Genomic DNA, 23476 nt, shown 5'->3' with positions numbered 1-23476 from the left:
AATAACAAGTTAAGATAATTAATCGAAAGAATTTATAGGATTTTCCCTGTTTTTAGGATAGGGATTCCACTGTTTCCTGAAGCACTTCCCACTCTTCCATCAGCTTCTTGAGTTTCTTTTTCTTTTCTTGATACTTGTCAAAAAAGTGTGGCTTGGCAATGGTTTCTTCGTAATTTATAAGAAGTTCGGTGTCAATAGTTGCAATCTCTTTTTCCAAAGATGAAATTGCCGATTCTACATTGCTTAATTTATTTTTTACCGATTTCAGTTTTTTCTGAATTTCATATTCCTCGCCGGCGCTTCTCTTTTCTTTTACTTCGGAAACGACCGTCTTCTTTTCAGCTTCACGAAGGTTTTGAAGGTTTCGCTGTTCAAGGAAATAATCAATATCACCCAAATATTCTTTGATGTGGTGGTCTTTAAATTCGTAAACCTTATTGGTTAATCCTTGCAGAAAATCACGGTCGTGGGAAACCAAAAGCAAAGTTCCTTCAAAACTTTTCAGCGCATCCTTCAATACGTTTTTGGATTTTATGTCGAGGTGGTTTGTGGGCTCATCCATCACCAAAACATTGAAAGGCTGCAAAAGCAATTTTGCCAGAGCCAAACGGTTTCGTTCGCCCCCACTCAGCACACGTACAAATTTTTCAACCTCATCTCCACGGAAAAGGAAAGACCCCAAAATATCACGGACTCGGCTTCGGTTTTTTTCATTGGCCGCATCAATCATCGTGTCGAGTACCGTTTTGCTTCCGTCCAGGTAATCAGCTTGGTTTTGCGCAAAATAACCTATCTGCACATTGTGGCCCAAAGTGAGTTTCCCATCGTATTCTATCTCACCAACAATTATTTTTGCCAAAGTAGATTTCCCTTGCCCGTTTTGACCAACAAAAGCAATTTTGCTGTCGCGATCTACCAAAAGGTCCACGCCATTCAAAACATTTTTTTCGCCATAGTTTTTTGAAATATTTTCGGCTTCAATAACTACTTTTCCAGGGGTGATTGAAACTGGAAAACGCAGCGTCATAACACTGTTATCGTCTTCATCTACCTCAATACGGTCTATTTTGTCCAATTTTTTTATGAGCGACTGCGCCATCGTGGCTTTACTTGCCTTTGCGCGAAATTTATCAATCAATTTTTCAGTCTGTTCAATCTGCTTTTGCTGATTTTTCTGCGACGCCAATTGTTGCTCGCGCAGTTCATTCCGGAGAATTAAATATTGGGTGTATGGCTTGTTGAAATCGTAAATTTTTCCAAGGGAAATTTCAATGGTACGATTGGTCACGTTGTCCAAAAACATTTTATCGTGGGAAACGATTACAACGGCACCTGCATATCCTTTTAAGAATTCTTCCAACCAAAGAATAGATTCAATATCCAAGTGGTTTGTAGGCTCATCCAGCAGTAAAATATCGTTGTTTTGAAGCAGAAGTTTGGCAAGTTCGATACGCATGCGCCACCCGCCGGAAAAGGTTTCGGTGAGCTTTGTAAAATCTTCCCGCTGAAAACCCAAACCCTGCAAAATACGTTCGGTTTCGCCTTGGTAATTGTAACCGCCGTGGATTTCATATTGATGTTGCACCTCATTTAAATCAACCATTAATTGATGGTAACCATCACTTTCATAATCGGTGCGCTCGGCTAATTGCGTATTGATTTCAGCAAGTTGTTTTTCAAGCTTTTTGATTTCTGTAAAAGCTTCGTAAGATTCTTCCAAAACAGTTCGGCCTTTTTCAAAATCGATATCTTGTTTCAGAAAACCAATGGATATTTCTTTATCGGTCGCTATTTGGCCACTATCGTATTCCTGCTCGCCGGCAATGATTTTTAAAAGCGTTGATTTGCCAGCGCCGTTTTTACCTACCAAACCAACCCTGTCTCCGGGTTTTAATTGAAAGGTAATTTTCTCAAACAAGTAGTCGCCCTGAAAGGAAACCGATAAATTGTGGATATTGACCATTATAAAGCGCTAAAATTTCTGCAAAGATGCTTAATTTTGCACTGCTAAAAAAACCGATTATGCAATTCCTCAAAGGCTCCAAACTCTACAGTATATTTACGGGAACTTGCCCAGTGTGCCATAAAGGTGAAATGTACGTGGAACGCAATCCTTACAAACTCACAAAAGTCTTGAAAATGCACGAACGTTGCAGCCATTGCAACACAAAATTCAAAATTGAGCCTTCTTTTTTTTACGGTGCAATGTATGTAAGTTATGCGGTGGGTGTGGCCATTGCGGTTGCAGCCTTTATAATTGCCTATTTTTTTATCGGGTTGGATAGAGACTATACCTTTCTTGCCATTATAGTCACTCTGGTTATTATGCTTCCCCTTATTTTAAGGGTATCCCGAAATATTTGGATCAACTTTTTTATGAAGTATGACAAAAATAAGGCCAAAGCATAATTCCAGGCTTTTATAACATTCTTGTAATATCCATTTCTTTTGGAAGCGGTGTTTCTTTTTCCAAATAATTAAAAAGAATTTCCGAAAGCATGGGTGCCATCAAAAAACCGCGCGAGCCCAACCCATTAAAGAAAACTAAATTCGGACTTTCAATTAAATTGCCCAAAAGGGGCCTATGGTCTTTGGTAGTGGGTCTTACGCCAGCGGTTTGTCCTACTAGCTCAAATGGGCAATTGATAAATGTTTTTAGTTTTGAAAGTATTTCTTCTTTCGCTTCCTCAGTAGCATCAACACTATAATCATCGCGGCTGTAGGTTGCACCAACTTTGTAGTGATCTTTTCCCAAAGGAATAACATACACGGGGCCTTTTAAAAGCGTCTCTATTTTAAGTTCAGGGGCGTAAATAATAACATATTCGCCTTTGTTCCCAATTAAAGTCTGTTTTGGAAAAAAGGGATTCTCAATCGCTTTTGCGCCTTCGGCGAAAATGATTTTCTTTGCTGAAATGTTTTTATAAATCACTCCGTTTTCTTTTTGCACCACATCTTTGTATTGAAAGACTTCGGCAACCAAATTATTTGTTTTCAAAAGAAAATTTCGATATTCTGAAAGTAAAATATCGGTTTGTATCTGGGCTGTTCCCAAAACCTTTCCGAAACCGAACGGAGCATTAACGGCTGGGTTTTTATTCTTTAAAAACTCAGAGGAAAGAAACTGTCGAAGGTCCTTTTTATCACTTGCCACAGACCAATTGTTCTGCTCTTCCACACTTTTAAATACTCGCAAAATTGGGGTTTTAATAAAGAATTCTTCTCCAATTTTATCTGAAAGTGTTTTGTAGAAATTAACTGCCACAGGAAAAAAGTCTGAGGCATTCCAAGCCGCTGTGAAGCGTTTAAGCACTGTTGGGTTAAAAACACCGCCAGACTTTGCCGTGGAGCCTTCTGCGCCGTTATCAATCACCACAAAGCTTTTCCCTTTGTTTTGGAGCTGTTCGCACAAAGTTATTCCTGCAATCCCGAGCCCTACGATTATGTAATCTTTTTCAATCATTATTGTGATATAAAAAACCCTTCAATTTCCGAAAATGAAATTTGAAGGGTTTTTTTAAAAGTATGGTTTTACTAATTGATTAATAATTCCACAAATCTATTTCTATGTTACGTATTTGTTCTTTGATTCTTTCAGATTCCAGCAATTGCATAAGAGCATTATCATTGATGTAATCTTTTACATCCCTATCGCCCTGTACGTTATCTTCTTTATAAATTACGGCGTTGAAACGGCGCGAATTTAACAAGTGATCGTACGAAATAGGCTGCGATGTATTCTTTCGGTTGAAAGCTTTTGCCTCGTGTAAAACTTCACGTGCGCCTGGGAACCAAACCCAGAAAAGCTCAACCTTCGAATCAATTCCATCTTCTGGGAATGCTTTTGAACGTGCTTCATTTGCGACGGGACAAATTCCCAGCATACGATACTTTAGCTCGCCTTGACGCTTGTCTAGATACCAATAGCCTCTAATGTGCCATTCTTCTATATCACCGGCATCCAATGAAAAACGACGTACGTATTGAGGATCTACGGTTCCTTCAGCATTATACTGCTCAATACCTAAATCGGTAGTATCGCTGTAAACCAAAGAAGCTTCTATATCCTGAAGTGTACGTTTTTCAGTAAAATATGAATCTGCGTAAACGTTTTCAATTTTTCCGTTTTTGATGTTTTTCACCAAAACGTCATAAAGCGAACGCCTGTCTGCTCCAATGTTGTTTGTATCTATAGGATAATACAGAGGAAAGTTTACTCTTTCATCAAGATCGATAATTTCCCAAGTAGTTTTGGACCATAGCACATCACGCTCGTCAGTATAGCCATAAGGCAACGGCTCATCATTGTCATAAGCAATCTGCGCTTCGGTCTTCTTGCCTATATCTTCAGGGGTTTTAGCGTTTAAAATGTTCACCTGTGCACTTGCACCAGCGGCCATTCCAAAACCAAAAACACATAAAACAACATTTTTCAAATTCATACTATAGGGTTTTATACTAAATATTAGTTTGTCAATTCAATAATAACTGGAGACGTTTTCTTAAGCATTACTCCGCTACCGGAAACACTTGCATTAATATCAAAAATTTGAACAGTCTCGCCTCTTCCAGCTCTTCTTAGCGCACCTTTGGCGGCTGCATCAAGCTTTGTTCCATTTACACGAACGGTTGGTTGTCCAGAAACTTTAAAACTAAAGCCTGAAACATTTAGGTTTACATCAAAATCGAAATCTGGCAATACTGCAGATATCGAAGAAATCTCAAGTCCTCCACGTTCCATACGTACAATTCCGGTTTCACCACGAATAGCACCTACAGGAGCCGGAATATCCTTGATACGGAATTCGGCCGGTGTACTTATACGATCTCCATTAGGCAGTGTTCCACTAGCTGTAATGGTAACTGTTCTTCCCGTACCTGGACGCATTACGTATTTACTTCCAGAAACTTTTGAAAGACCTGGAGCGCGTGCATCTACTTTATTGTCAGGAATACCAGGAATAGAAACCGTCATTGGGTTATCTACACCACGGTACACCACGTTCATTTTATCGGCAGCAATCACTGCACTGTTTGGTTTAGAAATAGTTGAGAATCCTACATTTACAGGAATTTCTTTTTCTTCACCGTTTTCAAGGAAGATAAGATTTCCTTCAATTTTGTGGTCACCAGGTGAACCGGCACTAATCTTCAACATCACTTTACCGTTCTCAATTGCATATTGTCCTTCAGATAATGGTCTTCCATCTAATGTAAGTTCTACACGATTCGGTCTTGTATTTGGATCCTTACGTCCAAGCACAATTCCACCGTCAAATTCTTCGCCGGCATAATACGCAGACTTGGTGGATTCCAAAAGGGTGTTATACTGTGTAAATGAAAGCGCAGCTGCTTGCTGGCCTGCCAGCATATTTGAAAGAATCTCGTTTTCGGTAGTTTTTACGTCATTCTGTAATTGCGTCATTTTTGTTCTTGAAGCTACTAAAGGAAACCCTTCAAAATGATAATTCAACCAAGGTACTTTAACACCGTCACGACGTTCAACCGGTTGTGTTTCAAATTTTTTAGCAACATCTGCGGCAATGCTTTGATAACGTGGATCATCACCTATAACACTTAAAACACCTTCACGGTATTTGTCAATTTGGGCAACAAACTCCTGTCCTGCGGGTGATAATTTATCTCCTTGGAAAAACTTCTGATCAAGAAAGTCTGCCTTATCTTGAACTTCGTAATCTTGGGCATCTTCAGGCTTAACAGTGCTCATCATATCACTTTTAACACCTTCAATATAAGAATCAAACTCACTTGAAATAGCGCTTATTCTGTCAGCTTTTTCTTTTACCGCACCATATTGTTCAGGTTGTTCAGAAGCTTTGGTTGCAAGACTTTCCATAAAGGCAGTATTTCTTGCCTCGGAAGCGTTGTTAGATTCTGTTAATCGTTCATTAAGTAATCCAAAAGCCGATAATACTTCTTTGGACATATTCAGTGCAAGCATTGCGATGAAAACCAGATACATCAGGTTAATCATCTTCTGCCTTGGGGATAGTTTTCCTCCTGCCATTTTTATTCTTTTTTAAAGATTAATAATTAAGGTGAAAACCTATCTTAGTTTCTATTAGTCATTGCAGAAAGCATACCTCCGTAAACCCCGTTCAATGAAGAAAGGTTGGTAGCCAAGTGCTGCATTTGTTGTTTTAGTTGTTCCGCGTTTTCAGCAACCGCTTGGTTAGCTTCCGCTTGACGGCTTGTAGATTCAATTTGTACTTTGTACAGACTGTTCAATGAATCCATTTGTGCTGCTGCAAGGGCCATTTCCTCACTATATTTTTTAGTGGAGTTCATAGCTTCCGCAGTAGGGGCCATACTTTTCGTTGCGCCTTCAAAAGAACGGATGCTGGTTGAAAGGCTGTTCATCAATTCGGAATCGATACGGGCCTCTTTAAGCATTTCGTCTAGTTTTTTAGACAAAAGTCCTTGAGCGTCTTCTGGTTCTTTCGTAGCCTTTTTGGTGCTTGCGGCGCCTCCAGCCAATTCTGGATAAACCAAAGACCAATCCAAATCGTCATCTACTGGCTCAAAAGCGGAAATTGCAAAAATTATTGCCTCAGTAATAAGACCGATTGCCAAGAGAAGTCCTCCATTTAATGGGCCTAATTCCCAGTGAAGAATTTTGAAAAGTGCTCCTAAGATTACAATAGATGCCCCGAGGCCATAGGCCATATTAAATAATTTTTTTGATGATCTTGATTGTGCCATAATACTTAAATTTTTAGTTGAGAGTTTTGATTAAGGTTAATTCAGTTTAGTAAATAAGGGAATATTAGCGAGCATCGCCAAAGTTTTGATTTAAGGTAACATCTGTACCCATATAATCTTGTACAGTTCTGAAGCCTATATAGCTTCGAGCAGAATCTGCATATTCGTAATCACGGGTACTTACTTGAAGGAAATAAGCAACATCTTTCCAAGAACCGCCACGCACCACTTTTCGCATATTATTTGGATCGTTCACGTTTGGGTTCATAGTAGAAGTGTAATCATAAGAAGCAGGGTCATACGAAGAAGCCACCCACTCAGCAACGTTTCCTGCCATATTGTACAGGTTGAAATCATTGGGCTCATAAGCATCTGCCTCTACGGTATAAAGGGCTTGGTCAGCAGCATAATCCCCACGCAAAGGTTTAAAATTAGCCATAAAACAACCACGGTCGTTTTTAGCATAAGGCCCTCCCCAAGGGTAGGTTGCAGATTCCAGACCGCCACGTGCGGCATATTCCCATTCAGCCTCTCCAGGCAAACGGAAAGAATTCACATGATTTTTATTTTTTGATTTTTGATAAGAATTCTTATAAAGGGTTCTCCAAGCACAGAATGCCTTGGCTTGTTTCCAATTTACTCCCACAACCGGATAGTCCCCGTAAGCCTCATGCCAGAAATAGTCATTGTGCATTGGTTCATTATAGGAATAGTTGAAATCTTTAATCCATACCGTAGTATCAGGATAAATGTTCAATTCTTCTTTTTTGATGAAATCTTTTCTTCTCTTGGTTTTGTCACGTGCAGCAGACTCAATATCCATGTAGGTATATTGAAAATTCAATTTGCTAACGTCAATGGTACGCTGGCCGTTATATGCTTCTTCGGTAGGAATATACATAGTATCCATTACTTCAGAATAATATTCATCTGGGTATTCTGATGTATCCCAAATCAAGTCTACATTATCGTTGAGTTTTCTACCGGCATAATAATCTTCACCCATACCGAAATAATTGTCGTACATATATTGTTGGTAAGGGGTCATTTCTTCGTTTTCTTGGTCAACAAAAGCAAATTCTCCAATTCCGCCATCTCCAGGAGTTGCTCCTACCTCATCGGCCATAATTGCCAAACGTAGTCTTACAGTAGAATCTCGCACCCAATTAACAAATTGACGGTACTCGGCATTGGTTATTTCGGTTTCGTCCATATAGAAAGATCGAACGGTCACGGTCTTTGTTGGCGCATCATTAATGGCAACAAAATCATCATCACTCTTACCCATGATGAAGGATCCACCAGGGATAAGTGTCATTCCGTAAGGCTTTTGAGGATACCATTTTTTACCTTTTGCCCCAACCAGCTCTCCCCGGTCTCCGGAGTTACAACTGAACAAAAAGGCAACGATCGCAGTTAATGCAATAAACTTCTTCATAGGTATTTAGGTTAAATTTCGAGATTCAAGGGCGTAAACCTATCTATAAAATTCCAAAAAAACAATTTTTTTTTGAAAAACCCTTGATCCCCGTTTTTACTTGTGTTATTTGATTATACTTCATTTTTGTGGCGGGCTTTTAACCACCGTTCAGGAATTTCCTGATTGCATGCACCCAAATATTCGCCATAAGTGCAAGGTAATAACGTTCTTCTTTTTAATTTATTATTAACATTTGAAAGAAATGGTAAAACTATCCACCACCTTTCTGTTTTATTGCTTTTTTTAAATTCCAACACCTCATCATCAATGGGAACTTTATAGGTGGTAAAAAGATTTTCATTGTCAAAATCATCATCCTCAACCCTGAAATTATAACCTTCTATAAAGTACCAAAGTATTTGCGCAACAAGCATTGCTCCACTTTTGCTTTCTATGGAATCACTCAATTCGTAAACGCCAAATGACTTTACTTTATTGCTTATACCGGCATATCGGGCTATTGCACATATCTCCCGACTGTCAAAACCATTAGGGCTTTCGTTGTTTTTATAACTTAATTCTGTGCTTTTTATTGCTGTAACATCCAGAGTTACCATATCAGCATCACGCATTATGGGTTCTACAGAGGTTATATCTGCGGTTATCTCCCCCAAACGATAGGCATCAAAAAAAAGTTTATCCATTAAAACGATTTCTTGGGGAGCATTAAAAAAGGATTGATAGCCCAGAACACTGTAATTAAAAAGGTTATAGGGCTGTTCAACCACCATTTTCCCGACATAGGATTTATTTGAAATTGGCAACTCAGCATTTCCAAGGTCAAATCGATTGTCTATGTTCACTATGTTTACCATTCCCTCCAAGCCGTCATAAGCCCGATATTGCGAAAAGGCCAAATCCTGACTTCCACCCAACACAATGGGCACAATGTTTTTTTTCAAAAGGGCAGAAATCACTTCTTTGGCAGCAAAGCGTGTGTCTACAGCCGATTGGCCCTTTTCAATATCGCCTAGATCAATTATTTTGTGGCTCCAATTGCCTGGGTACAACGAGTATATCGCTTTTCGGTAGGCATCAAAAGATATTTCCCCTCCAATAAAATTTACATCGTCTCGGTTTTCCTTAATTCCAAGAAGGGCAAATTTCACATTCTTTAAATTAGGTAATTCACCGGTTTTAGAATGGGCTTCAATTAGTTTTCCCAAGGTTCCCGGAGGCAGAATTTCCCGGTGTGCCAATATTTTTTTAGAAACTGGGGATAAAAATTCTATCATTATTTTTTCTTGGCCGTGGTTTTTTTCTTAGTTGCGGTTTTCTTTTTTGTGGTAGATTTCTTTTTTGGGCTTTTCCTTGCCAGCAGGTCTTTCGCTTCTTCTAAAGTTATTTTGTCAGCTTCGGTACCTTTGGGTAATTCTACCTTTGTTTTTCCTTTTATTAAATTGAAACGCCCCCAACGTGCTTTTTCAATTCGTATTTTTTCTTCCGGCCATTCGTTTATCAATTTATCGATTTCTTTTTGTTTTTTATCTTCGATAAGCTGTTCAATATCTTCGTCGGAAAGATTGTCAAAATCGTATTTTTTGTTCACGTTTATGAACATATTGTTCCATTTTATAAAAGGACCAAAACGCCCCACTCCTTTTTGAACTGGCAAATCCTCATACATATATATAGGTGCGTCGGCCTTTTTCTTTTCTTCAATCAACTCTTTTGCAAAGGCCATATCCACATCCAGTGGGTCCATTCCCTTCGGAAGCGAAATAAAGGTTTTACCGAAACGCACGTACGGCCCAAAGCGGCCGTTATTCACCTCAACTTCTTCTTTTTCATAAATGCCTAAAGTCTTCGGGAGCTTAAACAAATCCATTACTTCCTCAAAAGTAACCAAGTGCAATTGCTGGTCGGGACGAAGGCTTGCGAATTTCTTTTCCTCATCATCAGGTGCGCCAATCTGCGCCATCGGGCCATATTTTCCGAGGCGAACCAAAACGGTTTTTCCAGTTTCGGGGTCTTCGCCAAGAATACGCTCACCACTTTCGCGGTCTGCGTTTTCTTCAACGTGTTCAACCCTTGGGTGAAATTTTCCGTAGAAATCTTTCATCATCTTCGTCCACTCCTCTTTGCCCTCTGCGATGTCGTCAAAATCCTGCTCTACTTTTGCAGTGAAATTATAATCGAGAATATTTTCAAAATGATCAACCAAAAAGTCGTTCACGATCATCCCGATATCAGTGGGAACCAATTTTCCTTTGTCACTGCCAACAGTTTCGGTTAATGTTTTGTCTTTTATGTTTTCTTTTTGAAGTGTAAGCTGAAGATATTTTCGCTCTACCCCTTCTACAGTTCCTTTTTCAACATAATTTCTGCTGATAATTGTGGAAATGGTAGGCGCATAGGTTGAAGGCCGGCCAATGCCGAGTTCTTCCAATTGTTTCACTAAAGAAGCCTCCGTGTAGCGATACGGTGGACGAGTAAACCTTTCCGTCGCGGTGATGTAATTATTTTCGAGTGAATCGCCCTTTTTCATATTTGGCAGCATGCCTTCCTGCTCTTCTTCCTCAAAATCGGTTCCTTCCAAATACACTTTTAAGAAACCGTCAAACTTTATCATTTCACCATTTGCAGTAAAGTTTTCTGAAACTTTTTCTTTGGAAAGCACATCAATCTTCACATTGGTTCGCTCCAATTGTGCATCGCTCATTTGCGAAGCCAGTGTGCGTTTCCAAATTAAATCGTATAAACGAGCTTGGTCATAATCGCCAGAAATGGTGTGCTGGCTCATATCGGTTGGCCGTATGGCCTCGTGTGCTTCCTGCGCGCCCTTGCTCTTACCTTTGTAATCCCGGGGTTTGCTGTATTCTTTTCCGTATGAAGAAACTATTTCTTTTTGTGCTGCGTTTTTTGCATCGTTGCTAAGGTTGACGCTGTCGGTACGCATATAGGTTATAAGCCCAGCTTCGTAGAGCCTTTGGGCTATGGTCATCGTCTTTCCTACTGAAAAATAGAGTTTTCGCGCGGCTTCCTGTTGCAAAGTGGAGGTGGTAAAAGGCGCCGCAGGACTTTTGCTGGCAGGTTTTTTTGTTAAATCTGAAATTTTATACTCGGCACCCAGATTCTTCCGAAGGAACTCACGGGCTTCTTCTTCTGTATCAAAATTCTTGGGAAGTTTTGCCTTGAATTTACTACCGTCAGCAGTAGTAAATTCAGCATCAATTCTATAGGACCCCACCGGAGTGAAAGCTTCAATTTCTCTTTCGCGCTCCACAATCAGTCTTACTGCAACAGATTGCACACGGCCTGCAGAAAGTCCGCCCTTTACCTTTTTCCAAAGAACGGGCGAAAGTTCATACCCCACCAGACGGTCGAGCACGCGGCGCGCCTGCTGTGCGTTTACCAAATTATAATCAATTTGGCGCGGATTTTCAATGGCTTTTAAAATGGCAGATTTAGTAATTTCGTGAAAAACAATACGTTTGGTTTTGTTTTTGTCCAGCTTCAATTCTTCGGCCAAATGCCACGCAATGGCTTCTCCTTCGCGGTCCTCATCACTTGCCAGCCAGACCATATCGGCTTTTTTGGAGAGTGCCCTTAATTCAGTAACCAACTTCTTTTTGTCACTACTCACTATATATTTAGGTGTGAAATCCCCTTCCACGTCCACGCCCAATTCCTTGGACGGAAGATCTGCAATGTGCCCAAAACTGGAGGAAACCTTGAAATCTTTCCCAAGAAATTTTTCAATGGTTCTTGCTTTTGCTGGGGACTCAACGATCACTAAATTCTTTGCCATATACATAATTGTTATGCGTACAAAAGTATATGAATTTTTTAATACACAATTTTTGGGGTTGAAATTTAGCCAACTGTTAACACCAATGAACAGTTTATTTATACTATTTTTAAATTCCTCGGTATTGAAAATGAAGTAATGAAATCATCAAAAAATTCTTTTTTTACAATGGTGCTGCTTGTCGTCTTGATTGGCATGCAGAGTTGTGGAACATCTTTACGTGTGTTGAACACCCCAACATTTTCAGAAGATAACACTATCAATTGTATTATTGAAATACCCGCGGGAACCAGCAAAAAAATTGAATTTAAAAAAGAATCCAAAAAATATATCGTGGATGTTCGCGACGGAAAAGATAGAATTATTGAATATCTGCCCTACCCCGGAAACTATGGCTTTATAGCTTCAACGTATTCCAATCCCAAGAAAGGCGGCGATGGCGATGCGCTGGATGTCTTGGTACTTTGCGAGTCTCTGAAAACGGGAACCATTCTTGAAACGAAACCGATTGCAGTTTTAAAACTTTTGGACGATGGCGAATCTGATTATAAAGTAATCTGCATTCCGGCCGACGAAAAATTGCGAACAGTTTCTGCCGAAACTTTTGATGAATTCTTAAAAAAATATCCAAATGCGCTTCAATTAATTGAAACTTGGTTTTTAAATTACGACCCCACAGATCCAATAATTGCACAGGGTTGGGGCGATGAAAGGGAGGCACTGGCAGAAATCAAAAGACTTTCCGTTGCTGTAAAAAATAATTCTTTTTAATTTTTTATAAAAAAATCTGACACTTTGACAGCGAAAACAATTAATCGTATCTTTGCCGGTTCAACGGTTTAAAATTACAAAATTTGCATTGAAGCTTGATTTTTTATGGAAAAGATAATTGACGAAAATACACAGGGAAATACGCTGACTCTAGAGGCCCGCGAGGGAAATTCCCGAAAACTTTACATTGAAAGCTACGGTTGCCAAATGAATTTTAGCGACAGCGAAATAGTAGCTTCTATTCTTGCAGAACAGGGTTACAATACCACGAACTTATTGGAAGATGCAGATTTAGTTTTGGTAAACACGTGTTCCATCCGTGATAAAGCCGAACAAACCGTTCGTAAACGCCTTGAAAAATACAACGCGGTAAAGCGAATAAACCCAAAAATGAAGGTTGGCGTTTTGGGCTGTATGGCCGAGCGTTTAAAGGAAAAATTTTTAGAAGAAGAAAAAATCGTCGATTTGGTAGTTGGTCCGGATGCGTATAAAGACATACCAAATCTGCTGAAGGAAGTTGAGGAAGGCCGCGATGCCGTAAACGTGATCCTTTCAAAAGAAGAAACTTACGGAGATATTTCGCCCGTACGTTTGGGCGGCAATGGCATCACCGCTTTTGTGAGCATCACCCGCGGTTGCGACAATATGTGTACTTTTTGCGTGGTTCCATTCACCCGTGGCCGCGAACGTAGTCGCGACCCGCAAAGCATACTCGAAGAAGTGAATGATTTGGCTGAAAAAGGTTATAAAGAAATTACGTTGCTGGGCCAAAATGTGGACAGCTATTTATGGTATGGCGGCGGACTAAAAAAAGATTTTAAAAACGCTTCGGAAATGCAACAGGCAACAGCAACAAATTTTTCGAATTTACTGGCTTTAGTGGCCGAAGCACAGCCCAAAATGCGCATTCGATTTTCCACCAGCAATCCGCAGGATATGACCGAAGATGTACTGCACACAATGGCGAAATACAATAATATTTGCAATTACATTCACTTGCCAGTGCAGAGTGGCAGCACACGGATTTTAAAGGAAATGAACCGCCAGCACACCCGGGAGGAATATTTTGCTTTGATCGATAAAGTGCGGGAAATATTACCAGATTGTGGCATTTCACAGGATATGATTACTGGTTTCCCAACCGAAACAGAGGAAGATCATCAGGATACATTGAGCTTAATGGAGTATGTGAAATACGATTTCGGGTTTATGTTTATGTATTCCGAAAGGCCAGGAACCCTTGCTGCGCGAAAGTTAGTAGACGACGTTCCAGAGGAAATAAAGAAACGAAGGTTGACCGAAATTGTGAATCTTCAACAGAAGCACAGCGCATACCATACCAACAGAACAGTGGGAAAAACCGTGGAAGTTTTGATAGAAAGAGAATCCAAAAAAAGCGACCAGCACTGGAGCGGGCGTACGCCACAAAATACGGTTGCGGTTTTTCCGAAGGAAAACTACAAACCGGGCGATTTTGTACTCGTGAAAATAAACGATTGTACCACTGCCACACTGTTAGGCGAGGCGGTTGGATATTCAAATAATCATTAAAACAAGGTTTTAAAGGTTTCATTTTTCGGTAAAATAATAGAATAAAAGCAACCATAGAATCTGTAAAGAAGTGGAAAGCATACAAGCAACAAAACAACGTTTCGGAATAATAGGCAACGACCCAAAACTGAACCGTGCCGTGGAAAAGGCAATCCAAGTGGCGCCAACTGATATTTCGGTATTGGTAACAGGCGAAAGTGGTGTAGGGAAAGAAAGCATTCCAAAAATTATCCACTCCCTTTCGCACCGAAAGCACGGAAAATACATAGCCGTAAACTGCGGTGCAATTCCCGAGGGAACCATTGACAGCGAACTTTTCGGTCACGAAAAAGGTTCGTTTACGGGCGCCACCGCCACCCGTAGCGGTTATTTTGAAGTCGCCGACGGCGGCACCATCTTTCTGGATGAAGTAGGCGAATTGCCTTTACCCACGCAGGTTCGGTTGCTCCGGGTTTTGGAAAATGGCGAATTTTTAAAAGTAGGTTCTTCCGCAGCACAAAAAACAGATGTTCGTATTGTGGCCGCCACCAATGTAAAAATGGTGGATGCCATTGAAAAAGGAAAATTTCGCGAAGATCTTTATTATAGATTGAGTACGGTAGAAATAAATCTTCCGCCACTTCGTGACAGGCAGGAAGATATTCATTTGCTTTTCAGAAAATTTGCGGCAGATTTTGCCCAAAAATATAAAATGCCAACAATCAGATTGACAGAGCAGGCAACAGATTTATTGTTGAAATACAGATGGAGCGGAAACATTCGCCAACTTCGCAATGTGGCCGAGCAGATTTCAGTTTTGGAACAGAACCGTGAAATTTCATACGAAACCCTAAAGCATTATTTACCCGATATGGGTAGCAACCTTCCCGCAATTGTCAATGCGAAGAAAGCTGAAAGCGATTTCAGCAGTGAACGGGAAATTCTTTACAAGGTGCTTTTCGATATGAAACGCGATGTAAACGATCTGAAAAAGCTCACTTTGGAACTCATGAAAACTGGCAATGCTGCTAAGGTTAAAGAAGAGCAATCATCATTAATCAATAAAATTTATTCCGAAGAAAGCGAAGCCGAAGAGGAATTGGCTTCTATAATTGAAGGGGAAACAAATGGTACTGAAACCGATGTGGAAGTTTTCAGCATTCCGGAACACACCCCCGAACAGCGAAAGGACAAATATGAGTATGCCGAGGAAATTAAAGAAGAAGAAAATCTTTCCCTTCAGCAAAAGGAATTGGAACTCATTAAAAAGTCCTTAGAAAAATACAACGGAAAGCGAAAAGAAGCTGCCGATGAACTGGGCATTTCAGAAAGAACCTTATATAGAAAGATAAAGCAATATGATCTATAGCCATTAAAACAAATCAAAAAAAAGGCAAATGCTAAAAATATTTTCAATCATACTGCTTGTATGTTCAACGTTTCTTTTTCAGGGTTGTGGGCCGTATTCTTTTACTGGTGCCGATATAAATTATAGCACTACCAAAACAGTACAGGTTAATTATTTTCAAAATAACGCAGCTCTTGTAGAACCGGGAATTGCGCGCGACTTTACCCAAAATCTGCAAAATTTATTATTAAACCAGACTAGTCTTGATTTAGTGAATAGTAATGGCGATTTGGTCTACGAAGGTGAGATAACCCAATATTATATTGCGCCAATCACCGCAACGGCAAACAGTACTGCCGCCCAAAACAGATTGACCATTGCAGTAAACGTTCGTTTTTACAACACAAAAGACCCTTTGAAGGATTTTGAGCAACCCTTCAGTTTTTATTACGATTATCCAGGAAATGTACAATTAACAGGTGCTAGGCTTGATACTGCGGTAGAAAATATTTTTGAGCGCATCACACAGGACATTTTTAACAAATCGCTTGCAAACTGGTAGTATTTTGAACACTTCAAACTTTACATATCTACTCGCCAATCCACAGAAAATAACTTCTGAAGATTTGGCTGCGCTGGATTTGATAATAAAAAAATACCCCTATTTCCAAAGTGCTCGCGCACTTCAACTAAAAGGTTTAAAAAACCAAGAAAGTTTTCTTTACAATGACGCCTTAAAACTCACCGCGGCCCACACCACAGATCGCGACATTTTATTTGAGTACATTACTTCGGAAAAATTCATTCAGAATGAAATCTCGCAAACCATCTTGCAGCACGATGCTTCCGTAGAAGAAATAAATGTTGTGGCCGAAGATGTTTCAGAACAAATAAGTCTTGAAATAGACAGGCAATTGAAGGCCGAAATGCAAAAGGCGGAGGATATTCTAAATCCGGAACTTTTCCAAAGAAAAGTTGCCTCTGTTTCCAATTTGGTTGAAAATAAAGAAGAAAATCCTGAAGACATATTGCAACCGGATAAACCTTTGGAATTCACCAAAAACGACACCCACTCCTTTTCAGAGTGGCTAAAACTTACAAAAGCAAAACCTATTAAGCGTTCGGTTCCGATTTCTAAGGAAGAATCTGAAAAGTCTATAAACGAGGACGAGAAGGATCGAAAATTTGAACTGATAGACAAGTTTATCCAAGAGCGCCCAAAAATAATTCCTTCGGGAGCCAATTCAATTTCTTCCAAAAAAGAAGAGCCCAAAAACCTTGCGGCCCCTTTTACACAAACGCCAGCGTCACTAATGACGGAAACTTTGGCAAAAGTGTACCTGCAACAGAAGAACTATAAAAAAGCAATTCAAGCATATAAAATTTTAATTTTGAAAAATCCCGAAAAAAGTGGTTTCTTTGCAGACCAAATTCGGGCAATAGAAAAATTGATTAATTCAGAACAATCATGAGTACGTTTACAATATTCCTAGTTTTAATAATGATAGTGGCCTTTTTACTGGTCGTAGTAATAATGGTTCAAAACCCAAAAGGTGGCGGACTTTCATCGTCTTTCGGCGGTGGCGGCGGCGCACAGATTGGTGGCGTTCAGAAAACAAGTGACTTCCTTGATAAAAGTACTTGGACGCTTGCAACTATTATGCTGGCGCTAATTTTGTTTTCAAACATATTTATTATGGGCGGCAACGTAGTGCAATCAAAAACTTTTGACGAGAGTGCAATTCCTGCCGTTCCAACTACAGAAACACCTGCACCAACTTCAACTGATCCCGCAGAATAATTACTTTATAAAATATTTTTAAAATGCCAGCTTCTGACAAGCTGGCATTTTTGTTTTGTAAAATGGCAGTTTATGGGCAGTGGCACAATTTCTGCCAATTAGCAAACAAACATGTAAACTCAAGTTTAACAACTAAAAAATAAAATTGAAATGGCATTAAAAATTCAACCACTTGCAGACCGCGTTTTGGTTCAGCCACAAGAAGCTGAGACTAAGACCGCTTCTGGCATTTACATTCCAGATTCCGCAAAAGAAAAACCGCAACAAGGCAAAGTAGTAGCTGTAGGTAAAGGTAAAGAAGACCACAAAATGACCGTAAAGGTTGGTGATACGGTTCTTTACGGAAAATATTCCGGCAGCGAATTAAAGTTTGATGGAAAAGACTACCTCATTATGCGTGAGGATGATATATTGGCCATCATCTAGAAACTTCAACAGAAAATATTTCATATAAAAAATAGTATTAATCCAGCTTATAGCATACAGCTTAAAGCTTAAAGCATTATAAAAAATGGCAAAAGATATAAAATTTGATGTAGAAGCACGCGACAGCATTAAGCGCGGTGTTGATGCATTGGCAAACGCAGTAAAAGTAACGTTGGGCCCAAAGGGTCGTAACGTAATTATCAGCAAATCCTTCGGCGCACCCCAAGTGACCAAAGATGGTGTAACCGTTGCAAAAGAAATTGAACTTGAAGACGCCCTTGAAAATATGGGCGCGCAGATGGTTAAGGAAGTGGCTTCCAAAACCAACGACCTAGCCGGTGACGGTACAACAACCGCTACCGTTCTTGCACAGGCAATAGTAAAGGAAGGCCTTAAAAACGTTGCTGCCGGGGCAAACCCAATGGATTTGAAACGCGGTATCGACAAAGCCGTTGAAGCCATTGTTGCAAATCTTGAAAAGCAAACCACCAAAGTGGGAAATTCTTCTGAAATGATAAAGCAAGTGGCTTCCATTTCAGCAAACAACGATGATGTTATTGGCGAATTGATCGCAAAAGCATTTGGAAAGGTCGGAAAAGAAGGTGTAATTACAGTTGAAGAAGCAAAAGGAACCGAAACCTACGTTGATGTTGTTGAAGGTATGCAGTTTGACCGCGGATACCTTTCACCTTATTTCGTAACCGACACTGAAAAAATGCAAACTGAATTGGAAAACCCAATGATTTTGCTTTACGATAAAAAGATTTCATCAATGAAAGATTTGATGCCTGTACTTGAGCCAGTGGCACAACAGGGAAAATCTTTATTGATCATTGCAGAAGATGTTGATGGCGAAGCCTTAGCTACATTGGTAGTAAACAAACTTCGTGGTTCTTTGAAAATTGCCGCTGTAAAAGCGCCAGGTTTTGGTGATAGAAGAAAAGCAATGCTTGAAGATATCGCAATTTTAACTGGAGGAACTGTGATTGCTGAAGAGCGCGGTTTCACTTTGGAAAATGCCACCATAGACATGTTAGGTTCTGCTGAAACCGTAACAATTGACAAAGACAATACTACAATTGTGAATGGCGCTGGCAAAAAAGACGACATCAAAGGTCGTGTGAACCAAATAAAATCTCAAATAGAATCTACAACTAGCGACTACGATAAAGAAAAATTGCAAGAGCGTTTGGCAAAACTTGCAGGCGGTGTTGCCGTTCTTTACGTAGGCGCAGCAAGTGAAGTGGAAATGAAAGAGAAAAAAGACAGAGTTGACGATGCCCTTCATGCCACCCGTGCAGCTGTTGAGGAAGGTATCGTTGCCGGTGGTGGCGTAGCTTTGGTTCGTGCCATCGAAACTTTAAAGAAACTTACAACTGATACTTTAGACGAAACAACCGGAGTTCAAATCGTGGCTCGCGCCATAGAATCTCCACTTCGTACTATCGTTGAAAATGCAGGCGGCGAAGGTTCCGTGGTAATCAACAAGGTTTTGGAAGGCAAGAAAAATTTCGGTTATGATGCCAAAACTGAAAAATATGTTGATATGCTAAAAGCAGGAATCATTGATCCTAAAAAAGTAACCCGTATAGCGCTTGAAAACGCTGCTTCGGTTGCAGGAATGATTCTTACCACCGAATGTGCTTTGGTAGATATTAAAGAAGAAAATGCCGGTGGCGGAATGCCAGGCGGTATGGGCGGAGGAATGCCCGGAATGATGTAATTCCAAAAAATTGATTAATAGTTAAAAACCTCACGAGTCTCTGTGACCTGTGAGGTTTTTTTATCTTCTGAAATATTAAAAAGTAACCTCAACTTCTTTCAAATCTCCACTTCTGTCAATCGTAACCGTTACCGTTTGTCCTTTTTCAAATTTTGAAAGACTCTTCATATAGCTCATCATATCGGTTACTTCAAAATCGCCCATTTTTACTACAATATCTCCTTTTTGAAGCCCTGCTTTTTGTGCGGGACGGTCTTCGCTGATGCCGTCAATTCGCATTCCTTTTCCGCTGAAAAGATAATCGGGAACTACACCCAATGTCACTTTAAAATCTGGAACCGCTTCACTTTCGTTTTTTGTTTTTCTAAACGGAAGTTTTGGCTGACTGTCCAAATCCTTAATAATGTTGAAAATATAATTTGAAACGATTTCCATTCCAGCAAAATTTACCTTTTCTGTATCGTCGCTCGGTTTGTGGTAATCTTCGTGCTGTCCGGTGAAGAAATGCAGCACCGGAATATCGGCCAAATAAAACGAAGTATGGTCACTCGGCCCGACGCCGCTTTCATTTTCAGATATTTTCAGTTGTCCAGCATTTGCATTTACGGCTTGTTTCAAAATAGGCGAGGTTCCCACGCCGTAAACCGCCAAAGTATTTTCAGAATTCAATCTTCCAACCATATCCATATTCAACATATAGCTTACTTTTTTGGTATCGATGGTTGGGTTTTTCACGAAGTAATTGGAGCCCAACAAACCTTCTTCTTCGCCCGAAAAAGCAATAAAAAGATAGTTATTCTTTTTTGGAGAACCTTTCTGTTGAAGCGAATCTGCCAAATGCAGCATCATCGCAACGCCACTCGCGTTATCGTCTGCACCATTGTGTATTGCTTCACCCTCGCGATACAGCGAACCTTCGCCGCCCATTCCTAAATGATCGTAATGAGCGCCAATTACCACAGTATTTTCAGCCTTGTTATCTAAATATGCGATTACATTTTCACCAGTTTCGGTACTGTCATTTTTATCGGAAGTAAATTCAGCTTCTTGATGCGGGTTTTTACTAGCTTTATATGAGAATTTTTGAAAATAACCGTTCGTTCCTTTCGCTTGCAATCCTAAATCCTCAAATCTTTTCGCAATGTATTTTGCGGCTTTCTTTTCGCCTTCAGATCCCGTTTTTCTTCCGTTTAAACTATCATTGGCCAAAATAGCAACATCTTCTTTCATGGAGATTGACTTCACCTTAGTTTCCTTACAGGAGAAAACCATTATTGCCAGAAATAACATTAAAATTATACGCATATCATTACTTTTGTTCAAAAATACATTAAAAATGAAAATAGTATATACGCTACTCATTGTTTCCTTTTTGGCGAGTTGTAAAAACGAAGAAAAAAAAGATGATCAAATTGCCACATCCAATTCTGAAAAAAAAGAAACCTACGTTCTTGATGAAATTACAAAAGACACTTTAATTTATCCCGAAGAAAAGCATTTCAAGAACATACGGCAAGTCACTTTTGGCGGCGATAATGCTGAAGCGTATTGGAGCTTTGACGATAGTAAACTTATCTTCCAAAGCAATTATAAAAATTGGGGCGTAAACTGCGACCAAATGTTTTTAATGAATGCTGACGAAACATTTAAAGACAAGCAACCACCGATGGTGAGCACTGGAAAAGGAAGAACTACTTGCAGCTACTTTCTGCCGGATGGAAAACATTTCGTTTACGGAAGCACCCATTTAAAAGACGAAAATTGTCCCGAAGTTCCGCTGAAAAAGGAAGGGAAATACGTGTGGCCGGTCTATGATAGTTTCGACATTTTTGTGGCAGATTTGGAAGGAAATATAACCGCCCAATTAACCGATGAACCGGGTTACGATGCCGAAGCAACCGTTTCGCCAAAAGGCGATAAAATTGTTTTCACCTCCATGCGAAGTGGCGATTTGGAATTGTACACAATGGATTTGGATGGAAAAAACGTAAAGCAAATCACCAATGAACTTGGCTACGACGGAGGAGCCTTCTTTTCGCCCGATGGAACAAAATTAATTTTCCGTGCTTCCCGCCCCAAAACCGAAGCCGAGATAAAGGAGTATAAAGATTTGCTTGCACAAGGTTTGGTACAGCCCACCGAAATGGAGCTTTTTATCTGCAATGCCGATGGCAGCGAACTTCGTCAATTGACGCATTTGGGCAACGCCAATTGGGCGCCATTCTTCCATCCTTCGGGAAAAAAGATTTTATTTTCCAGCAATTTTGAGGCGGAAAGAGGATTTCCGTTCAATCTGTATTTAATTGATATTGATGGAAAAAACTTGGAGCGTGTAACCCACGGCGAAACATTTGATGCCTTCCCGGTGTTTTCAAACGATGGGAAAAAACTGGCGTTTTCTTCCAACAGAAACAATGGCGGCGGGCATGACACCAACCTTTTTATTGCTGAATGGCAAGACTGAATGTTGATTGATGATTGCTGATTTTAGATTGCGGATTTTTCTGGAATTTCAATTTAACGAATAAATGTACTGTCTTTGAATTTCTTTAAAAAATATAAAATTCCACTTCTATTTGCGATAGCTTCTATTGCGCTTTATATCAATTTTGGTTATGGTTTGGAGCGAAGTGATTTTATAAAACTCATTTTAATTTGCACTTATCTTTTTTATCTTTCCTATTATTTTATTGAAAAAGTCAAGCTGAATTTTTGGTTATTGGCGAGTTTGGGAATTGTTTCAAGACTTGCCTTTATTGCTGCAATCCCAAATCTTTCGCAGGATTTTTATCGGTTTTTATGGGATGGGCGGTTGCTTTTGCAGGGCGTGAGTCCATACTTGTTCACTCCCAGCTCCGCGACTGCGCTCGGAGTGACAATGGAGCAATCCCAACAATTAATTGAGGGAATGGGCGCCCTAAATGCAAGTCACTTCAGTAATTACCCACCGATTAACCAATTGTTTTTTGCAATTGCTGCACTCTTTGCGGGAAAAAGCATTTTGGGTTCTGTGGTTGTTCTTCGGGTGCTGATTATTTTGGCAGATGTTGGTATTCTTTACTTCGGAAAGAAACTTTTGGAGAAGTGGAACCTTCCAATTAAAAACATCTTTTGGTATTTTCTGAATCCTTTTATCATTATCGAACTTACAGGGAACCTTCATTTTGAAGGAGTGATGCTTTTCTTTTTTGTTTGGGCGCTTTATCTTCTTTTTAAGGGAAAATGGTTGTGGGCCGCGATTTTGATTGGAATTTCTGTTTCTGTGAAATTGCTTCCATTATTGTTTTTGCCTTTGTTTTTGACATATTTCATTAATGACAAAACCCAAAAGGTTTTAGAAATCTTTGGGGTTTCGATTAAAAGACTCGCTGGATTTTATTCAGTTATCGGATTTACAGTAGTACTTGTATTTCTCCCCTTTCTTTCTTCAGAATTTATTCAAAATTTCTCTTCGACCATCGCACTTTGGTTCCAGAATTTTGAGTTTAATGCGAGTGTTTACTATATAATTCGGTGGATTGGGTTTCAAGTTGTAGGATGGAATATTATAGGAACTACTGGAAAGATTCTGCCTGTTTTTGTATTACTTTTTGTTTTGGCGATTGCTTTTTTCAGAAAAAATAAAACGCCACAGGAATTGATGATCGGGATGCTTTTTGCGGTTTCAATTTACTTTTTGCTTTCAACAACTGTGCATCCGTGGTACATCGCCACGCCCCTTTTCCTTTCCGTTTTTACGAAATATAAATTCCCAATTGTTTGGAGTTTTGTAGTAATGCTAAGCTATTATGCTTACGGAAAAGATGGTTTTGACGAAAATCTTTGGCTCGTTACTTTGGAATATGCAGGTGTAATTGGATTTGCCGTTTGGGAAATCTTTCTTTCTCCAAAGCAAAAACCCGTTTCGTTTTAAAGTCTACACT

At 39.7% G+C, this 23476-nt stretch carries 20 protein-coding genes; 11 read left to right on the top strand and 9 right to left on the bottom strand.

The window, feature by feature from the left end; translation table 11 throughout:
- Positions 1-52 precede the first annotated feature (52 nt).
- Positions 53-1963 (bottom strand): ABC-F family ATP-binding cassette domain-containing protein, encoded by a 1911-nt coding sequence (locus JK629_RS06880; protein WP_202337864.1) that lies wholly within the window; start codon positions 1961-1963, stop codon positions 53-55.
- A gap of 59 nt (positions 1964-2022) precedes the next feature.
- Here JK629_RS06880 and JK629_RS06875 point away from each other — a divergent pair, with 59 nt between their 5' ends.
- The gene (locus JK629_RS06875; RefSeq protein ID WP_202337863.1) at positions 2023-2409 is read left to right on the top strand and encodes a DUF983 domain-containing protein; all 387 of its coding nucleotides are present in this window, start codon (positions 2023-2025) and stop codon (positions 2407-2409) included.
- Positions 2410-2419: 10 nt separating this feature from the next.
- Here the strand turns inward: JK629_RS06875 and JK629_RS06870 are convergent, their stop codons facing one another.
- The 7 genes from JK629_RS06870 to topA form a co-directional block, all read right to left on the bottom strand.
- Entirely contained in the window at positions 2420-3463 is a 1044-nt protein-coding gene (locus tag JK629_RS06870; RefSeq protein WP_202337862.1) for an NAD(P)/FAD-dependent oxidoreductase, read from the bottom strand.
- Positions 3464-3542: 79 nt separating this feature from the next.
- Positions 3543-4442: a type IX secretion system ring subunit PorN/GldN gene (porN, locus tag JK629_RS06865; RefSeq protein ID WP_202337861.1), complete on the bottom strand. Its 900-nt coding sequence runs from the start codon at positions 4440-4442 to the stop codon at positions 3543-3545.
- A 23-nt stretch (positions 4443-4465) separates the two neighbouring features.
- Entirely contained in the window at positions 4466-6028 is a 1563-nt protein-coding gene (gene porM / locus JK629_RS06860; RefSeq protein WP_202337860.1) for a type IX secretion system motor protein PorM/GldM, read from the bottom strand.
- A 44-nt stretch (positions 6029-6072) separates the two neighbouring features.
- Positions 6073-6723: a type IX secretion system motor protein PorL/GldL gene (gene porL / locus JK629_RS06855; protein ID WP_202337859.1), complete on the bottom strand. Its 651-nt coding sequence runs from the start codon at positions 6721-6723 to the stop codon at positions 6073-6075.
- Positions 6724-6787: 64 nt separating this feature from the next.
- Positions 6788-8161, bottom strand: coding sequence for a T9SS ring complex lipoprotein PorK/GldK (gene porK, locus JK629_RS06850; RefSeq protein WP_202337858.1), 1374 nt, complete (start codon positions 8159-8161; stop codon positions 6788-6790).
- Positions 8162-8274: 113 nt separating this feature from the next.
- Positions 8275-9438, bottom strand: coding sequence for a formimidoylglutamase (locus tag JK629_RS06845; RefSeq protein ID WP_202337857.1), 1164 nt, complete (start codon positions 9436-9438; stop codon positions 8275-8277).
- Positions 9438-11954: a type I DNA topoisomerase gene (gene topA / locus JK629_RS06840; protein ID WP_202337856.1), complete on the bottom strand. Its 2517-nt coding sequence runs from the start codon at positions 11952-11954 to the stop codon at positions 9438-9440. The genes JK629_RS06845 and topA overlap by 1 nt, the downstream gene beginning before the upstream one ends.
- 138 nt (positions 11955-12092) lie before the next feature.
- On the opposite strand from topA, the gene JK629_RS06835 reads away from it, so the two are divergent.
- From JK629_RS06835 to groL, 8 genes are all read left to right on the top strand, one after another.
- The gene (locus JK629_RS06835) at positions 12093-12725 is read left to right on the top strand and encodes an inorganic diphosphatase (RefSeq protein WP_202337855.1); all 633 of its coding nucleotides are present in this window, start codon (positions 12093-12095) and stop codon (positions 12723-12725) included.
- Positions 12726-12830: 105 nt separating this feature from the next.
- On the top strand, positions 12831-14276 hold the full coding sequence (gene miaB / locus JK629_RS06830; RefSeq protein WP_202337854.1) for a tRNA (N6-isopentenyl adenosine(37)-C2)-methylthiotransferase MiaB: 1446 nt from the start codon (positions 12831-12833) through the stop codon (positions 14274-14276).
- Between the two features lie 70 nt (positions 14277-14346).
- A complete protein-coding gene (locus tag JK629_RS06825; RefSeq protein WP_202337853.1) occupies positions 14347-15624 on the top strand; it encodes a sigma-54 interaction domain-containing protein in 1278 nt (425 codons plus the stop codon).
- 28 nt (positions 15625-15652) lie between these two features.
- Complete coding sequence (gene lptE, locus JK629_RS06820) at positions 15653-16165, top strand: LPS assembly lipoprotein LptE (RefSeq protein ID WP_202337852.1); 513 nt, start codon at positions 15653-15655, stop codon at positions 16163-16165.
- A 4-nt stretch (positions 16166-16169) separates the two neighbouring features.
- Positions 16170-17075, top strand: a complete 906-nt coding sequence (locus tag JK629_RS06815; protein ID WP_202337851.1) for a hypothetical protein — start codon at positions 16170-16172, stop codon at positions 17073-17075.
- Positions 17072-17404 carry a preprotein translocase subunit SecG gene (gene secG / locus JK629_RS06810; protein WP_202337850.1) on the top strand — a complete coding sequence of 111 codons (333 nt, stop codon included), beginning with the start codon at positions 17072-17074 and terminating at the stop codon, positions 17402-17404. Before JK629_RS06815 ends, secG begins: the two co-directional genes overlap by 4 nt.
- 150 nt (positions 17405-17554) lie before the next feature.
- Positions 17555-17830: a co-chaperone GroES gene (locus tag JK629_RS06805; protein WP_062623053.1), complete on the top strand. Its 276-nt coding sequence runs from the start codon at positions 17555-17557 to the stop codon at positions 17828-17830.
- Positions 17831-17915: 85 nt separating this feature from the next.
- On the top strand, positions 17916-19553 hold the full coding sequence (gene groL, locus JK629_RS06800; RefSeq protein WP_202337849.1) for a chaperonin GroEL: 1638 nt from the start codon (positions 17916-17918) through the stop codon (positions 19551-19553).
- Positions 19554-19628: 75 nt separating this feature from the next.
- On the opposite strand, the gene JK629_RS06795 is transcribed toward groL, so the two are convergent.
- Positions 19629-20858, bottom strand: coding sequence for a M20/M25/M40 family metallo-hydrolase (locus JK629_RS06795; RefSeq protein ID WP_202338013.1), 1230 nt, complete (start codon positions 20856-20858; stop codon positions 19629-19631).
- 31 nt (positions 20859-20889) lie between these two features.
- Here JK629_RS06795 and JK629_RS06790 point away from each other — a divergent pair, with 31 nt between their 5' ends.
- On the top strand, positions 20890-22017 hold the full coding sequence (locus JK629_RS06790; protein WP_202337848.1) for a TolB family protein: 1128 nt from the start codon (positions 20890-20892) through the stop codon (positions 22015-22017).
- A 75-nt stretch (positions 22018-22092) separates the two neighbouring features.
- Positions 22093-23466 (top strand): glycosyltransferase 87 family protein, encoded by a 1374-nt coding sequence (locus JK629_RS06785; protein ID WP_225626174.1) that lies wholly within the window; start codon positions 22093-22095, stop codon positions 23464-23466.
- The last annotated feature ends 10 nt before the right edge of the window (positions 23467-23476 follow it).

This window comes from Aequorivita iocasae (genome assembly GCF_016757735.1).
Taxonomy (GTDB): domain Bacteria; phylum Bacteroidota; class Bacteroidia; order Flavobacteriales; family Flavobacteriaceae; genus Aequorivita; species Aequorivita iocasae.
This window is presented reverse-complemented; position numbering and strand designations above follow the sequence as displayed.

Coding starts and splice junctions, on each gene's coding strand:
- porL (WP_202337859.1), bottom strand. CDS start 6,723: ATGGCACAATCAAGATCATCAAAAAAATTATTTAATATGGCCTATGGC.
- secG (WP_202337850.1), top strand. CDS start 17,072: ATGAGTACGTTTACAATATTCCTAGTTTTAATAATGATAGTGGCCTTT.
- porK (WP_202337858.1), bottom strand. CDS start 8,161: ATGAAGAAGTTTATTGCATTAACTGCGATCGTTGCCTTTTTGTTCAGT.
- miaB (WP_202337854.1), top strand. CDS start 12,831: ATGGAAAAGATAATTGACGAAAATACACAGGGAAATACGCTGACTCTA.
- JK629_RS06870 (WP_202337862.1), bottom strand. CDS start 3,463: ATGATTGAAAAAGATTACATAATCGTAGGGCTCGGGATTGCAGGAATA.
- JK629_RS06845 (WP_202337857.1), bottom strand. CDS start 9,438: ATGATAGAATTTTTATCCCCAGTTTCTAAAAAAATATTGGCACACCGG.
- JK629_RS06790 (WP_202337848.1), top strand. CDS start 20,890: ATGAAAATAGTATATACGCTACTCATTGTTTCCTTTTTGGCGAGTTGT.
- porM (WP_202337860.1), bottom strand. CDS start 6,028: ATGGCAGGAGGAAAACTATCCCCAAGGCAGAAGATGATTAACCTGATG.
- JK629_RS06805 (WP_062623053.1), top strand. CDS start 17,555: ATGGCATTAAAAATTCAACCACTTGCAGACCGCGTTTTGGTTCAGCCA.
- porN (WP_202337861.1), bottom strand. CDS start 4,442: ATGAATTTGAAAAATGTTGTTTTATGTGTTTTTGGTTTTGGAATGGCC.
- JK629_RS06835 (WP_202337855.1), top strand. CDS start 12,093: ATGAAATCATCAAAAAATTCTTTTTTTACAATGGTGCTGCTTGTCGTC.
- JK629_RS06875 (WP_202337863.1), top strand. CDS start 2,023: ATGCAATTCCTCAAAGGCTCCAAACTCTACAGTATATTTACGGGAACT.
- JK629_RS06795 (WP_202338013.1), bottom strand. CDS start 20,858: ATGCGTATAATTTTAATGTTATTTCTGGCAATAATGGTTTTCTCCTGT.
- JK629_RS06880 (WP_202337864.1), bottom strand. CDS start 1,963: ATGGTCAATATCCACAATTTATCGGTTTCCTTTCAGGGCGACTACTTG.
- topA (WP_202337856.1), bottom strand. CDS start 11,954: ATGGCAAAGAATTTAGTGATCGTTGAGTCCCCAGCAAAAGCAAGAACC.
- lptE (WP_202337852.1), top strand. CDS start 15,653: ATGCTAAAAATATTTTCAATCATACTGCTTGTATGTTCAACGTTTCTT.
- groL (WP_202337849.1), top strand. CDS start 17,916: ATGGCAAAAGATATAAAATTTGATGTAGAAGCACGCGACAGCATTAAG.